Source organism: Amycolatopsis sp. NPDC003731 (assembly GCF_053586895.1).
This window is the reverse complement of the sequence record NZ_JBSFNC010000196.1, coordinates 1-14,090: the sequence shown is the minus strand read 5'-3', so window position 1 is coordinate 14,090 and position 14,090 is coordinate 1. Positions and strand designations below refer to the sequence as shown.

Annotated in this window: 14 protein-coding genes and 1 pseudogene; 6 read left to right on the top strand and 9 right to left on the bottom strand. The window is 71.7% G+C overall.

Annotation, left to right across the window (positions count from 1 at the left end; genetic code table 11):
• Positions 1-194: 194 nt before the first annotated feature.
• Genes ACWDN5_RS42625 through ACWDN5_RS42605 form a run of 5 tightly spaced genes read right to left on the bottom strand, consistent with a single transcriptional unit; the run spans position 195 to position 6,546 of the window.
• The gene (locus ACWDN5_RS42625; protein ID WP_449680273.1) at positions 195-1,649 is read right to left on the bottom strand and encodes an aldehyde dehydrogenase (NADP(+)); all 1,455 of its coding nucleotides are present in this window, start codon (positions 1,647-1,649) and stop codon (positions 195-197) included.
• Positions 1,650-1,664: 15 nt separating this feature from the next.
• Entirely contained in the window at positions 1,665-2,792 is a 1,128-nt protein-coding gene (locus ACWDN5_RS42620; protein WP_449680272.1) for a hypothetical protein, read from the bottom strand.
• 4 nt (positions 2,793-2,796) lie between these two features.
• Positions 2,797-4,053 carry a glucarate dehydratase family protein gene (locus tag ACWDN5_RS42615; protein WP_449680271.1) on the bottom strand — a complete coding sequence of 419 codons (1,257 nt, stop codon included), beginning with the start codon at positions 4,051-4,053 and terminating at the stop codon, positions 2,797-2,799.
• On the bottom strand, positions 4,053-4,988 hold the full coding sequence (locus ACWDN5_RS42610) for a 5-dehydro-4-deoxyglucarate dehydratase (protein WP_310971427.1): 936 nt from the start codon (positions 4,986-4,988) through the stop codon (positions 4,053-4,055). The genes ACWDN5_RS42615 and ACWDN5_RS42610 overlap by 1 nt, the downstream gene beginning before the upstream one ends.
• Before the next feature lie 49 nt (positions 4,989-5,037).
• A complete protein-coding gene (locus ACWDN5_RS42605) occupies positions 5,038-6,546 on the bottom strand; it encodes a sodium:solute symporter family protein (protein ID WP_310971426.1) in 1,509 nt (502 codons plus the stop codon).
• A gap of 153 nt (positions 6,547-6,699) precedes the next feature.
• Here ACWDN5_RS42605 and ACWDN5_RS42600 point away from each other — a divergent pair, with 153 nt between their 5' ends.
• Both ACWDN5_RS42600 and ACWDN5_RS42595 read left to right on the top strand, forming a co-directional pair.
• A complete protein-coding gene (locus tag ACWDN5_RS42600) occupies positions 6,700-7,512 on the top strand; it encodes an IclR family transcriptional regulator (RefSeq protein ID WP_449680270.1) in 813 nt (270 codons plus the stop codon).
• Between the two features lie 23 nt (positions 7,513-7,535).
• Positions 7,536-8,342, top strand: a complete 807-nt coding sequence (locus tag ACWDN5_RS42595; RefSeq protein WP_449680269.1) for an NAD-dependent epimerase/dehydratase family protein — start codon at positions 7,536-7,538, stop codon at positions 8,340-8,342.
• An 85-nt stretch (positions 8,343-8,427) separates the two neighbouring features.
• On the opposite strand, the gene ACWDN5_RS42590 is transcribed toward ACWDN5_RS42595, so the two are convergent.
• Complete coding sequence (locus tag ACWDN5_RS42590) at positions 8,428-9,159, bottom strand: Clp protease N-terminal domain-containing protein (RefSeq protein ID WP_449680274.1); 732 nt, start codon at positions 9,157-9,159, stop codon at positions 8,428-8,430.
• Between the two features lie 35 nt (positions 9,160-9,194).
• A pseudogene (locus ACWDN5_RS42585) lies at positions 9,195-9,419 on the bottom strand (helix-turn-helix domain-containing protein); the annotation flags it as partial.
• 31 nt (positions 9,420-9,450) lie between these two features.
• Here ACWDN5_RS42585 and ACWDN5_RS42580 point away from each other — a divergent pair.
• Entirely contained in the window at positions 9,451-10,182 is a 732-nt protein-coding gene (locus ACWDN5_RS42580; protein ID WP_449680268.1) for a polysaccharide deacetylase family protein, read from the top strand.
• Here the strand turns inward: ACWDN5_RS42580 and ACWDN5_RS42575 are convergent.
• Positions 10,124-11,113 (bottom strand): histidine kinase, encoded by a 990-nt coding sequence (locus tag ACWDN5_RS42575; protein WP_449680267.1) that lies wholly within the window; start codon positions 11,111-11,113, stop codon positions 10,124-10,126. The two genes, ACWDN5_RS42580 and ACWDN5_RS42575, sit on opposite strands and share 59 nt — an antisense overlap.
• A gap of 22 nt (positions 11,114-11,135) precedes the next feature.
• Here ACWDN5_RS42575 and ACWDN5_RS42570 point away from each other — a divergent pair, with 22 nt between their 5' ends.
• Together ACWDN5_RS42570 and ACWDN5_RS42565 are read left to right on the top strand one after the other, a co-directional pair.
• The gene (locus tag ACWDN5_RS42570; protein WP_449680266.1) at positions 11,136-11,714 is read left to right on the top strand and encodes a LuxR C-terminal-related transcriptional regulator; all 579 of its coding nucleotides are present in this window, start codon (positions 11,136-11,138) and stop codon (positions 11,712-11,714) included.
• 79 nt (positions 11,715-11,793) lie between these two features.
• Positions 11,794-13,065 (top strand): right-handed parallel beta-helix repeat-containing protein, encoded by a 1,272-nt coding sequence (locus tag ACWDN5_RS42565; RefSeq protein WP_449680265.1) that lies wholly within the window; start codon positions 11,794-11,796, stop codon positions 13,063-13,065.
• Here the strand turns inward: ACWDN5_RS42565 and ACWDN5_RS42560 are convergent.
• A complete protein-coding gene (locus ACWDN5_RS42560) occupies positions 13,055-13,672 on the bottom strand; it encodes a TetR/AcrR family transcriptional regulator (RefSeq protein ID WP_449680264.1) in 618 nt (205 codons plus the stop codon). The two genes, ACWDN5_RS42565 and ACWDN5_RS42560, sit on opposite strands and share 11 nt — an antisense overlap.
• Before the next feature lie 56 nt (positions 13,673-13,728).
• Between ACWDN5_RS42560 and ACWDN5_RS42555 the strand changes: the two genes are divergently transcribed.
• Positions 13,729-14,090, top strand: a 362-nt coding sequence (locus ACWDN5_RS42555; protein WP_449680263.1) for a pyridoxamine 5'-phosphate oxidase family protein, incomplete at its 3' end; no start/stop codon positions are given.

The following is a 14,090-nucleotide window of genomic DNA, read 5'->3' as shown; positions in this document are numbered from 1 at the left end:
TTTTTTTTTTTGTGTTTTGGGGTTTTGGGTTTTTTTTTGGGGGGGGGGTTTTTTGGGGGGGGTCCACCTGTGGTCTTTTCCCCTCGGGCCCCCCCCCCACGGCAACGGAAACTGTCGGTGCCGAGCGGTAAAGTGGAACCGGGGGGCGCCCCCGGCGGGTCCGCACCATCAGTGGTTCTGGTGGTGCGATCGGGTCAGCGGGAGCCGTCGGTGCGGCGGGGCAGCTGCCAGGGGTTGGCCTCCTGCAGGGGTTCGGGCAACAGCGCGTCCGGGAAGCCCTGCCAGGCGATCGGGCGCAGGAACCGCTTGATCGCCGCGGTGCCGACCGAGGTCGTCGTCGGGGCCGTCGTGGCCGGGTACGGGCCGCCGTGCTGCTGGGCCCAGCTCACCGTCACCCCGGTGGGCCAGTCGTTCCACAGCAGCCGGCCGGCGATGCGGGCCAGCGCGGGCAGCACCGGCCGCAGCCAGTCCACATCGGACTCTTCGCCGTGGATCGTGGCGGTGAGCCCCGGTTCGATCACCTCCAGCAGGCGCAGCAGCTCGGCCTGGTCGGCGTACGTGACGATCAGCGACGCCGGCCCGAAGCACTCCTCGTGCACCGTGGTGCCGCCCTCGAGGAACTGCTTGCCGGTCGTCGCCAGCAGCGTCGGGGTGAACGCCGGCGCGGACGAAGGCGACGACGACACGACCTCGACGCCCGGAACCTCTCGCAGCTCGGACAGCCGGGAAGAGAACCCGGCCGCGATCCGGTCGTTCAGCATCGGCTGGGCGGGAGCCCCGTCGAGAGCCGCGCGCAGCGTCTCGGTCAGGTTGTGGTCCGCAGGCAGGAACAGCAGGCCCGGCTTGGTGCAGAACTGCCCCGCACCGAGGGTGAACGACCCGGCGTACCCCTTGGCCACGGCTTCCCCGCGCGCGGCCACCGCGGCCTCGGTCACCACGACCGGGTTGACGCTGCCCAGCTCGCCGTAGAACGGGATCGGCCGCGGCCGCGCGTTGGCGATGTCGAACAACGCCCGCCCGCCCGGGATCGAACCGGTGAACGACGCCGCCGCGATCCGGGGGTCCTTCAGGGCCGTGACGCCTTCGTCCTGGCCGAAGATCACGTTGAACAGGGCCGCCGGAGCGCCCGCCTTGATCAGGGCCTCGCGCACGATCGAGCCGGTCTGCGCGGACAGCTCCGGGTGCCCCGGGTGGGCCTTGAGGACCACCGGGCAGCCCGCCGCCAGCGCGGACGCCGTGTCGCCGCCCGCGACGCTGAACGCGAACGGGAAGTTGCTGGCCGCGAACACCAGCACCGGCCCGATCGCGGTCTTGACGCGGCGGATGTCCGGGCGCGGGCCCATCGGCCAGTCCGGGTCGGCGTGGTCGACGGTGGCGCCGAGGTACTCGCCGTCGGCCAGGACCTCCGCGAACAGGCGCAGCTGGAACGTCGTGCGCTTCAGCTCGCCGGCCAGCCGCGGGGTTTCCGGCAGGTGCGTCTCGGCGTGCGCCAGCGGGACCAGTTCGCCCGCGGCGGCGTCGAGGGCGTCGGCGACGGCGGTCAGCCAGCCGGCGCGTTCGGCCGGGGTCGCCTCGGCGGCGGGACGGGCGGCTTCGGCGGCTCCCGCCAGGATCTTCTCGAGCGTGGCGGCATCGGTGGCCTGGCTCATCGGTGGAACAGCTCCTCAGTTCTCATGGGCGGCGGCGGTGGCCGTTTCCAGGTCGGGCCAGCGACCCGGTCCGGCCAGGCCGAGGTGGTACAGGTGCAGCTCGGCGGCACCCGCCTTGGCCAGCTCGCCGACGTAGGCGGCGATGTCCGGCACCGGCGCGGCGGCGACCGCCGTGATGTAACTGGCGATCGCGACCCGCTCGGGCAAGGCCTCCCGGGCCGCCGCGACGGCCTCGGCACCCGTGGCGGGCACCCACCCGAACAATACGACCGCGTGGACGTCGTCCGCAGCGGACGGCGTGAGCCCCGGCAGCGCGCCGGTGACCCAGGGGTCCAGTGCGCCGTGCAGCACGACCCGGGTGCCCGGTGGCAGCGTGGCCAAAACCGCGGCCCGCAGGGCATCGGTGGCCTGCTGCCGGCCCCGCAGCAGCTGCTGGGTCAACGACGGCGGCAGCCGGTCGCCGGTGATCCCCAGATCACCGGTGGCCAGCAGCCGCCGGACCTCCTCGACGAGCTGCGCCCGGACCGTCTCCGCGTCGACGTCCCACGCGGCCGCGCAGGCCTCGCAGCAGCAGATCGACAGCAGCCGGGCCACCGCGGGCGCCCACACGCCGTCGGTCTTCTCGTGCTGGTGCTGGTGGATCGCCCCGAGCGGCCCGCAGGCTTCGAGGATCACCGACGACAGCTCCAGCCCGGCCACCGAATTCGCGACCACGGCCGCGGCGTACTCGCGCACGGCGGGCTGCGACGGGCACAGCGCCCACGAGTAAGCCTCGCCGAAGCAGTTGCGCACCACAACGTCCGGGTGCTCGTAGCCCAGCTGCGAGTTGTGGGTCAGGACAATCCAGGCGGCGGCCGGAATCCCGGCCTCGGTGAGCAGCCGGACGGCGTCGCCCCCGGAATCCGGAGACGCCACCCAGTCCGGAGTGGACGGACGCAGCTCGCCCCACCCATCGGTCACCGGCCGGTAGAACGCCGCGTGCCGCGCCACCACCGCCGTGCGGGACGGCGACCACGGTGTCGCCGCGCGGGCGCTGTGGTACGACAGCGCCACGGCCACCTCGTCGACGCCGAGCGCCCGGACCCGCGCCACGAAATCGGGTTCGACGACGTCCCAGGGGTAGGCGTATCCCGTCACCTTCACCGGTTCACCACCTCGCCGTGTTCGCTTCGAACCCGGGCACGTACTTCCGCATGTAGGTCCCGTCGTCGCGCTTGGTCAGTCCACATCGGACGTAGTTCTCGTGCAGGCGGGCCAGCGCGTCCTCGTCGAGCGTGATCCCGAGCCCCGGCGTCGCCGGCACCGCGACGGCGCCCTCGCGGAACTCCAGCACGCCCGGCTCGATGACGTCCTCGACCTTCCACGGCCAGTGCGTGTCGCACGCGTAGGTCAGGTGCGGCGTCGCCGCGGCGACCTGCACCATCGCGGCCAGGCTGATCCCGAGGTGGCTGTTGGAGTGCATCGACAGGCCGACGCCGAAGCTTTCGCACGTTACCGACAGCGACTGCGTGGCCCGCAGCCCGCCCCAGAAGTGGTGGTCGGACAGCAGGACGCCGATCGCCCGCGCCCGGAAGCCCGGTTCGACGTCGCCGAAGTTGACCACGCACATGTTGGTCGCCAGCGGCATGGACGCCTCGGCCGCCACCTGGGCCATGCCGTCGATGCCCGGCGTCGGGTCCTCCAGGTACTCCAGGACGCCATCGAGCTCGCGAGCGACCCGGATGCCCGTTTCGACCGTCCAGGCGCCGTTCGGGTCGATCCGCAGCGGGCTCCCGGGGAACGCCTCGGCCAGCGCGCGGACGCCGTCGACCTCCTGCGCGGGCTCGAAGACGCCGCCCTTGAGCTTGATCGAGCGGAAGCCGTACTCGTCGAACATCCGCTTCGCCGACCCGACCAGCGTCTCGGGCGTGGTGATCTCGCCCCAGGAGTCCTCGCGGCCGTCGATGTGCTTGCCGTACTTGTAGAACAGGTAGGCGGAGAACTCGACGGCGTCGCGCGCCTTGCCGCCGAGGAGGTCGGTGACCGGACGGCCCAGGTAGTGCCCCTGCGCGTCCAGGCAGGCGACCTCGAACAGCGAGTACACGCTCGCGACGGTCTTGCGGATCGAGAAGCCGCCGATCAAGCCGTGCGCGTCGGTCAGCACCGTGTCCGACAGCGCTTCGGCGACCAGGCGCTGCAGGCCGGGCAGGTCGAACACGTCGTGGCCGCGCAGCCGCGGCAGCACCTTGCGCACCTCGCCCAGGAAGGCGTCGTCACCGTAGGACTCGCCGAGCCCGACGATCCCGTCCTCGCACTTGACCTGGACGACGCTGCGCAGCGCGAACGGCTCGTGCACGCCCATGACGTTGAGCAGCGGCGGGTCCGCGAACGCGACCGGGGTCAGCACCACGTCGAGGATCTGCATCAGCCGAGCCCCTTCAGCGTCACGAAGCCGTCCTCCACGACCTTCTCCAGCCGGTGGATCTGTTCCGGGGTCGGCTCGACCAGCGGCGGCCGGACCGGGCCGACCTTGTCGCCACGCAGCCGGGCGGCGGCCTTCACGAGCGAGACGGCGAAGCCGGGCGTCTCGTCCCGCAACGCCACCAGCGGCAGGTAGAACCCGGTCAGCAGGGCGTCCATCACGCGCGTGTCGCCTTCGCCGAGCGCGCGGTGGAAGCGGTGCGCGATCTCCGGCGCGAAGCAGTGCACCGCCGAGGAATAGCGGGCGACGCCGATCGCGGCGTACGCCTTGGCCGAGACCTCCGCGGTCGGCAACCCGTTGAAGAACAGGAAGTTCCGCGCGCGTTCGGTGTCCAGCGAGCGGATGGTGGTGACGATCCGGGTCATGCACTCGACGTCGCCGTAGCCGTCCTTCAGGCCCACCACCGACGGGATGTCGAGCAGGGCGGCCGCGGCCGGCGCGGTGAACACGCCGGTGCCGCGGTGGTAGACGATGACCGGCACGGACGAGTCGCCGACGGCGTACCGCACGAAGTCGACGAGACCCGACGAAGGACCGGTGACCAGGTACGGCGGCAGCAGCAGGACGCCGTCCGCGCCACCGGCCTGGGCCGCCGCGATGCCGGCCCGCGCCGACGCCGCGCCGCCCCCGGCGCCCACCCAGACCGGGACGCGGCCGTCGGCCACCTCCCGGGCCCGGGTGAGCACCGAGGTGACCTCGGCGGGCGAGAGCGAGCTGAACTCGCCGGTGCCGCACGCGACGAACAGCGCACCGGCGCCCGCCGCGATGTGGCTCTCCACGTTCTCCGCGAGCGCGTCGAGGTTGACCTCGAGGTCCTCGGTGAACGGGGTGAGGGGGAACGCCAGCAGGCCGTCCAGCTCGATCTCGTTCTGTGCCATCAGTTTCCGCTCTCTTGTCCTGTTTCGGTTCGGCCGGGTGTGGCCTGCGTCAGGCGGGCACGGTCGTGCCTTCCTGCTTGCGGTCGACGTCGTCGTCGGCGGTGTTCACGGTGTCGACGATCTCATCGGCGGCCGCGCTGCGCTCGGGGGCGAGCAGTCCGAGGCCGATGTAGAGCGCGAGCGAAACGAGGATCGGGGTGGCGACGAGCACGGTCTGGTTCGCCTTGAAGACGTAGTACACCAGCGCGTAGTCGATCAGGCCGCCCGCCCAGGAGATCAGCGCCGCGCGCGGGCCGCACTTGCGGAACCACGGCAGCATGCCCAGCAGCAGCGGGATGGAGATCGGGCCCATCAGCGCCGCAACCCAGTTGACGACGATCTGCAGCACGCCGCCGAGGTTCTGCGCCTGGGTGGCCACGAGCATGGTCAGCGCGACGAACACGACCGTGGTGATCCGGGCCGCCTTGAGGCCCTGGACGTCGGTCCACTGGCGGGCGCGGCGGAACATCGCCGGGATCATGTCGCGGGTGATCACCGCGGAGATCGCGTTGGCGTCGGAGGAGACCATCGCCATGGTGTGCGAGAAGATGCCGGCCAGCACCAGGCCGATCAGGCCCGGCGGCAGGAACGTCGTGGTCATGATCGCGTAGGACTGCGTCGGGTCCTTGACGCCGGGGATGAGCAGCGGCGCGGCGAACATCGGGAACATCAGCACCAGCGGCCACAACAGGTACAACGCGGACGAAAGCCGCGCACCCCGCTTGGCCTCGTGGGTGTTCGGCGCGGCCATGTACCGCTGCGCCAGGTTCCACATGCCTCCGTTGTACTCCAGCGTCTTCACCAGCACGTAGACGAGCAGGAAGATGGTGGTGTACTTGGACGTCACCGGGTCGACGTGGCCTTCGGGCAGCTTGTCCCACATCGTCCAGAGCGCCGAGATGCCGCCCAGCTTGCCCAGCACCACCACGATCATCACGATCGCGGCGATGGCCTGGATGACGAACTGGCCGAAGTCGGTGAGCGCGTCGGCCCACAGGCCGCCGATGGTGCAGTAGACCAGGGTGACCGCGCCGGTGATGAGGATGCCGAGGTTGTAGTCCAGGCCGGCGAAGACGTGCAGCAGGGTCGCGACGGCGAACCACTTGGCCGCGATGTCGAAGATCTTCAGCAGGCTGCCGCTCCAGGCGAGCGCCTGCTGCGTCGGCACGTTGTAGCGCTTGGCCAGGTACTCCAGCGGCGAGGCGACGCCAAGCTTCGAACGCAACCGGTTCCAGCGGGCGGCGAACAGCCAGCTGCCGATGCCCACGCCGATGCCGATGCTGGCGAAGCCCCAGAAGTACACGGTCACGCCGGTGGTGTACGCAACGCCCGCGTACGCGACGAAGAGCACGGCGCTGTAGCCGGACATGTGGTGCGAGATGCCGGCCAGCCACCACGGCATCCGGCCACCGGCGGTGAAGAAGTCCTTCACGTCGCTGATCCTCTTGTGCGACCACCAGCCGATCACGATCATCAGCGCGAAGTACGCGCAGATCATCGTCCAGTCGAGTGCGTGCACCGCAGGCTCCCTTCCGCGTCCACGTCGATGCGGTCTTACTGTTCACATCTATGAACGGAGTCTGTTATAGTGATTATGTTCATCCATAAGAACGTTGTTCGGGACGCTAATATGGCCGGGGTCACAAGTCAACGGCCGGACGGAGGAGCACAAATGCCGCAGAAGGTGGACAACCCGGCGGCAGCCGACGGTGCCCCCGCCACGGAGTCCTCGGGCGTCAAGTCCGCGCGCCGGGCCGTCGACCTCATCGAGACCTTCGCGGCGAACGACGTCTGGCTGTCCCTGTCGGACCTGCACGCGCGCACCGGCTTCCCGCGCTCGTCGCTGCACGGCCTGTTGCGGACGCTCCTGGAGGCCGGCTGGCTGGAGGCGGACGCGAACACCGCCCGCTACCGCCTCGGGGTCCGCGCGCTGATCTGCGGCACGGCGTACCTGGACCGCGACGCCGTCGTCCCGTTCGCCACCGAGGCGCTGGAGCGCATCCGGGAGAAGACCGGCTTCACGGCGCACTTCGCGCGCCGCAACGGCACCGAGGTCGTCTACCTGGAGACACGCGAGTCGCAGCGGTCGACGCACCTCGTCTCCCGCGTCGGGCGCACGCTGCCCGCGCACGCGACCGCGCTGGGCAAGGCGCTGCTGGCCGAGCTGACGCACGACGAGATCGAAGCGCTGATGCCGCCGACGCTGACCGCGCTGACCCCGAACACCATCACCACGCTCGAGAGCCTGCACGCCGAGTGCGCCGCGACGCGCGAGCGCGGATACGCCGCCGAGGTCGAGGAAGGCACGCTGGGCGTCCGGTGCGTCGCCGCGGTGATCCCCTACCGCATCCCGGGCACCGACGCGATCAGCTGCTCGATGCCCATCGCCCAGGTGAGCGACGACGACGCCCGCCGCGTCGGCGAGCTGCTCGCCGAGACCACCGCCGAGCTCGGCCAGCAGCTGCGCCGGGCCGGCATCCGTTAACCCTTCTGTGTGAGAGGAACCCCATGACGGACCAGCGTGTGCTCATCACCGGGTCGGCGGGTGTCGTCGGCACCCTGATGCGCCCCCGCCTGCGGCGCCCGGGCCGGGTGCTGCGCCTGCTCGACCTGGCCCCGCAGACGGCTTCGGACGAGTCCGAAGAGGTCGTGACGGCGTCGGTGACCGACCCGGCGGCGATGGCGGCGGCGTGCGAAGGCGTCGACGCGCTGATCCACCTGGGCGGGCACAGCCGCGAGAACTCGTGGGAGGCCACCCTCGACGTCAACATCAACGGGACCCAGACGGTCCTGGAGGCGGCGCGCGCGGCCGGGATCACGCGCGTGATCCTCGCGTCGAGCAACCACGCGGTCGGCTTCCGCAGGGTGGATTCCGACCTCCCGGCGGACTCGTCCCCGCGCCCGGACACCTATTACGGCGTCTCGAAGGCGGCGATCGAGGCACTGGGGAGCCTGTACCACTCCCGGTTCGGCATGGACGTGATCGTGATCCGCATCGGCTCGTGCTTCGAGACGCCGTTGCCGCTGGGCCCCCGAGGCTTGACGACCTGGCTGTCCCCGGACGACGGCGCGCGCCTGTTCGAGGCCTGCCTCTCGGCGCCTTCCCCGGGCTACCGCCTGATCTGGGGCGTCTCGGACAACACGCGTCGCGTTTACTCGCTCGAGGAGGCGGAAGCCTTGGGCTACAAGTCGTTGGACGACGCGGAGGTGTACGCGGACCAGCTGGCGGACAAGCCGGCACCGACCGGCCCGGCGGCCGAGTACGTCGGAGGCCCGTTCTGCACGGCGCCCCTGGGAGTGTTCAACCCGCTCTGACCCCCGCTCTCAATGCACCAGCGTGGCCGGCACCGACGGCGCCATCGCCATCCGGCCCGTCGTGTGCTGGTACCGGCGCACGATGTCACGACACCGGGATCGGCACCCGACCCGCCCTTCGGCCTGCAACAGCCGGTTGCGCCGCGGCGGCGGGAACGCGGCGGCGAGGCGGGCGAGCACCACTTTCCGGTCGGCGCCGACAGCGCGACGAGCGCCAGGGCAAGGTGTTCGACGCGGTGCCGGCGTTCCCGGCGGGCGAGCGCCAGCCGCAAGGACGCGCCGTAGGCGGCTTGGAGGTCCAGGCCGATCGGCGGCACCGCCCGGGCGCACCGCCGCCGGCCTTTCCCGGCTCCGAGCGGCAGCAGGAACTCCTTGGCGGGAGGCCGGTCCGCGAGGGCACCGGGCAGCAGCCCGAGGTCGACGCCGAGCACGGCCAGCGCTTCCCGGTCGGCGGCCGCGCCGGCGCCGTCCGGGGCAGCCCGGCGCACGGCCCGCTCGACATCACCGAGCCCCTGCGGCGAACCGGCGAGTTCCGACGGCCGACCTTCGGTGAGTCCCAACGGCCCACCTCCGGCAAGTCCCGGCGGCCGACCTTCGGCAAGTCCGGACGGCCAACCCTCGGCGAGTTCCGACGGCGGCCCCTCCGCGAGCCCGAGCAGCGAGTGTTCGCCGGCGCACCAGGCCCCGGCCGCGCCCCTTCGGCGAGCGCGAGCCGCAAGTGCTCACCGCCGGGCCCTTCGGTGAGCGCGAGCAGCAGGTGTTCGCTGCCGACCCGCGCGTGCCCGAACTGCCGGGCCAGGTCGCACGCCCGGTTCATCGCCCGCCCCACTGCGGGGTGGTCCCCCTCGAACATCAGTCCTCCCGGCCGCGGTGCTTGCGGTGCACGGTCTGCTTGGTGACGCCGAGCCGCTCGGCGATGTCCTGCCACGACCAGCCGGCCCGCCGCGCCGCCGCCACCTGCTCGGCTTCCAGCTGCTCGGCCAGGCGCCGCAGCCGGGCGACCGCCCGCAACGCGATGTCGGGGTCGGCGCTGCGCACCGAGTGCCGCCCCTTGGTACTAGTACCTTCGCGGCTTCCCCCACCTCGAAACCGCCGCCAGGGTTACCGCATGATCTTGAAATCCCGCCGCGCCCGGAAGTGGGCGATCGTCGTGGCGAGCGTGCTGGTCGTCGTGCTCGCCGGGGCGGTCACGCTGTTCGAGGTGTCGAAGTCGCCGACCTTCCAGTTCTTCGGCACCCTCGTGGACCGCGTCGACACCACCGAGAAGGTCGTCGCCCTCACCTTCGACGACGGGCCCGATCCCGCGGGGACGAAGACGATCCTCGACACGCTGCACAGCCGTCAGGTGCCCGCGACCTTCTTCCTCATCGGCCGGGACATGGCCGCGCACCCGGACCTCGCCCGGGACATCGCCGCCGCCGGGCACGAGCTCGGCAACCACAGCTTCCGCCACGACCGGATGATCGGCGTGACGCCGTCCTGGGTCGCCGACGAGGTCGAAGCCACCGACGCCCTCATCCGCGCGGCCGGGTACTCCGGCGAGATCCTCTTCCGGCCCCCGAACGGCAAGAAGCTCTTCGCCCTGCCGCACTACCTGTCCGAGCACCACCGCACGACGATCACCTGGGACGTCGCACCGGACTCCGACGGCACCCCGGACACGGCCACCGTGGAACGGGCCGTCGTCGACCAGGTCCGGCCGGGCTCGATCGTGCTGCTGCACGCCATGTACGCCTCGCGTGAGCAGACGCGCCGGGCCATCGGGCCGATCCTCGACCAGCTCAAGCAGCGCGGCTTCCGGTTCGTGACCGTATCGCAGCTGCTGGCAGCCCGACACTGACCACCCACTCGCCGTCCCGGGGGCCGTGGGCCAGCGCTCCCCCGGCCGCCGCGGCCTGCTCGGCGAGCCCGGCCAGCCCGTAGCCGGCACCCACCCGGGGCGTCCCCTTCAGCGCGTTGCGCGCGGTGATCGTCACCCGCGCCCCCACCTCGACGTCGAACCGCAGCCGGACGCCGGGACCGTTGTGGCGCAGGGCGTTCACCGCGGCTTCGGCAATGAACCGCTCGGCGAGCTCCCGCACCGGGGGCAGCAGCGCGGGCAGCACCGGGTCGCGGTCGAGGACCAGCCCCGCGGTGCGCAGGCGGGCCAGCACCTCGGCGAGGTCGGGGGCGCGTTCGGCGTCGTCGCGCAAGTCGTCCAGGGTGCGGCGGACGAGCGTCAGCGCGCCACGGCCGGCGGCCAAGAGCGTGTCGAGGCGGGCGCGGTCGGCGTCGGTCAGGTCGCCGACGGCGCGCAGCGTCTCGGCCTGCACGAGCATGACGGCGGTGGTCTGGGCGAGCGTGTCGTGCAGCCGCCGGGCCGCGCGCTCGGCCCGGTCGGCGAGCGCGCGACGGCGTTCGGCACCCAGCAGCCAGGCCACCGCGCTGATCGTGACGACGAGGAGCGTGCCGTCGAGCGGGCCCTTCGCCGGGTACACCGCCGCGCCGGTGGCCAGCGCCGCCGCGGCCGCGAGCCACCGCTGCGGTGTGCTGTGGAGGGCGAGCAGCACCGGCACGTACATCGTGTTGCGCGGCTGCTCGAGCAGCAGGTGCCCGGCCGTCGCGAGGGTCACCACCCCGAGCACGAGGGCCGGCGCGCGGCGCGACCACAGCAGTGGGACGAGCTGGGCGGCGCTGAGCCCGGCGGCGAGCCACCCCTGCTGCGGCGTCCACGCCCCGCTGGCGAAGAACACCGCGGCGACGGCCGCCGTCGTGACGAGAGACTGACGCATGGGCCGACAGTAGAGTGCGAGCATGATCCGGGTGCAGGTCGTCGACGACCACGCGCTGGTGCGCGAGGGCATCGCGCTGATCCTGGACGCGCAGCCGGACCTCGAGGTGGTCGCGCGGTACGCGAGCGGCCCGGAGCTGCTGGCGTCGGCGGTACCCGCCGACGTCGTGCTGCTCGACCTGTACCTGCCGGGGATGGACGGCCTCGAAGTCCTGCGCCGGCTCGGTCCCGCGGCGCCTCGGGTCCTGATGCTGACGACGGTCGGCCGGCCACGGGAGATCCGCGAAGCCCTGAGTTCGGGGGCGGCGGGCTTCGTGCTGAAGGACGCTTCGGGCGACGAGCTCGCGGCGGCCGTCCGGGCCGCCCACCACGGCGTGACGGCTATGAGCCCGGCGGCGGCATCGGCGTTGAGCGGCGGCGGTGCGCTGACACCGCGGGAGCGCGACGTGCTGGAGCTGCTCGGCGAGGGACTGTCCAACAAGGATATAGCGGCCCGGCTGCGGCTGGCGGAGCGGACGGTGAAGGTTCACGTCGGCAACGTGCTGGCCAAACTCGGCGTCACCAGCCGCACCCAGGCGGCGCTGGTGGCCAGGGGTCGCTGAGTGGGCTGCCGGACGTCTCCGCCGGGCGATCGCCTGACTTGTACGGCCCGTGTACGGGCCCGGCCTAGCGTCGCGGGCCATGTCGAACCAGTGGAAACTGCTTTCGCTCGGCGTGTTCGCCGCCCTCACGGCCGGCACGGTCACCCCCACCGCCGCCGCAGCGGCGCCGGCCACCTACTACGTCGACCAGGCCCTCGGCAACGACAACGCCGCCGGGACGCAGGCCGCGCCCTGGAAGTCGCTCGCCAAGGTCGCCGCCACCGAGCTGAAACCCGGCGAAACCGTGCTGCTGCGCCGCGGCCGGACCTGGACCGGCGGGCTCAGCGTCTTCGGCAAGGGGTCGGCCACCGCGCCCGTGACCATCGGGGCCTACGGGGACGGCGCCCGCCCGATCGTCCAGGGCAACGAAGAAGCCTGCATCAACCTGCCCGGCGACTACCTCACCGTGCGGGACCTCCAGATCGGGGTCGCGGCCGACGCCGGGCGCTGCTCGTGGGCCGGCGTAGAGGTCGGCGGTGACCACGACAAGGTCCTCTCGAACTACATCACCGGTGCCGGCGCGGGCGTCTACATCGCGCCGAGCGCCGACGGTACCGAGGTCACCCAGAACGACCTCGTCGACAACAACCACATGACCGTCGTGACCCCCGGCGGCAACGACGACTCCGGCGCGTTCGCGATCCTGGTGCAGGGCAATGGTTCCGACATCGGGTGGAACCGGATCAGCGGGTCCATCGCGGTGAGCGACGACTTCGGCGGCCTCGACGGCGCCGCGGTCGAGGTCTTCTGGGGCTCCGGCAACGTCATCCACCACAACATTTCCGAGGACAACGAGTCCTTCACCGAGCTCGGCACCGACGCGGACGACCCGGACGGCGTGTCCCGCAACAACGTCTACGAGTACAACGCCGTCTTCGGCGCCAAAACGCGCGGCGGCATCGTGACGCGCGGCGCCCAGGACGGCAACGGCCCGGTGACCGGCACGGTCTTCCGCAACAACTCCGTCCGGCTGAGCAACGCCGAATCCGAAGGGTTCGTCTGCTACGGCGGCTGCACCGACCAGACGCTGAAGCTGACCCAGAACGTCATCCAGGCCGCCATGAAGATCGGGTACGCCGACACCGGCTGGACCGCGACCGACCACAACGTCTTCTACGGCGGACAGCGGCAGTTCACCCCCGGCGCCACGGACAAGGTCGCCGACCCGAAGTTCACCTCCGCGACGAACCTGGTCCTCAAGACCGGCAGCCCGGCCATCGGGCTCGGTGTCGAGAAGTACGCGGACATCGACGTCGACGGCACCGCGATCGGCACCCGGATCGACGCGGGCGCCTACCAGTTCACCCCGTGACGTACCGGGTCAGCATCGCGACCATCTCGTCCTCCAGCCGCCGGGCGTCGACCGGGTCGGGCTCGGCCAGCAGGTCGTGGACGGCCAGCTCGACCGTCGCGATGACCAGGCGGGCCGCCGTGGCGGTGTCGGCGACGCGGACCTCGGGGTGGCCCTCCAGCAGGGCCTGGGTGTGGCCGACCATGTCCTGCTTCACCCGGCCGATCCGCTCCAGCAGCTCGTTGGACCGCGGGGCGTGCTCCAGCAGCATGCGCAGCAGGTGGGGGTCGTCGCGGTGGGCCTCGACGGCGAGCCGGACGAAGACGCGGAAGACCTCCTCGATCGACTCGGGCAGCGGGCCGGTCAGCACCTTCGCCGCGGCCGCCGTGCCGCCGTCGAGGTGCCGGGTCAGCAGCTCGGCGAGGATCGCGTCCTTGTTCGGGAAGTATTGGTACAGCGAGCCGATCGAGATGCCGGCGCGCTCGGCGATGCGGTTGGTGGTGCCGGCCGCGTAGCCGTGGTCGCCGAAAACGTGAGCAGCCGCGGTCAGGATCCGCTGCCGGGTCAGCTCGGCGCGTACCTGCCGCGGCTGTTTACGTGGCTGGATGCGGCGCTGGTCCGACGGCACGGAATCCTCCGGGAAAGCGAGTAGTCAAGATCTGAACATTTGCTCATAATTGTGCCATGACCAGCACAAACACGCTGCCCCGCGTCTCCGGCGCCGAGGTGCGGGCCCGGCTGGGCGAGCCCGAGGCGATGATCAAGGCCAAGATCGGCGGCCACATCGACCGGCACGCCCGCCGCTTCATCGCGCACTCGCCGTTCCTGACGCTGGCCACCGCGGACGCCGCGGGCCGCGCCGACTGCTCGCCCCGCGGCGACTACCCCGGCTTCGTCAAAGTCCTCGACGAGCACACCCTGGCCCTGCCCGACCGGCCCGGCAACAAGATCGCCGAGCAGCGCCCGCCGGTCCGCGGCGCGCAGAGGCGCGATGTCCCGCACCGGCAGCCCACGGCTGCGCAACAGCGACGCCAGCACGACGTTGC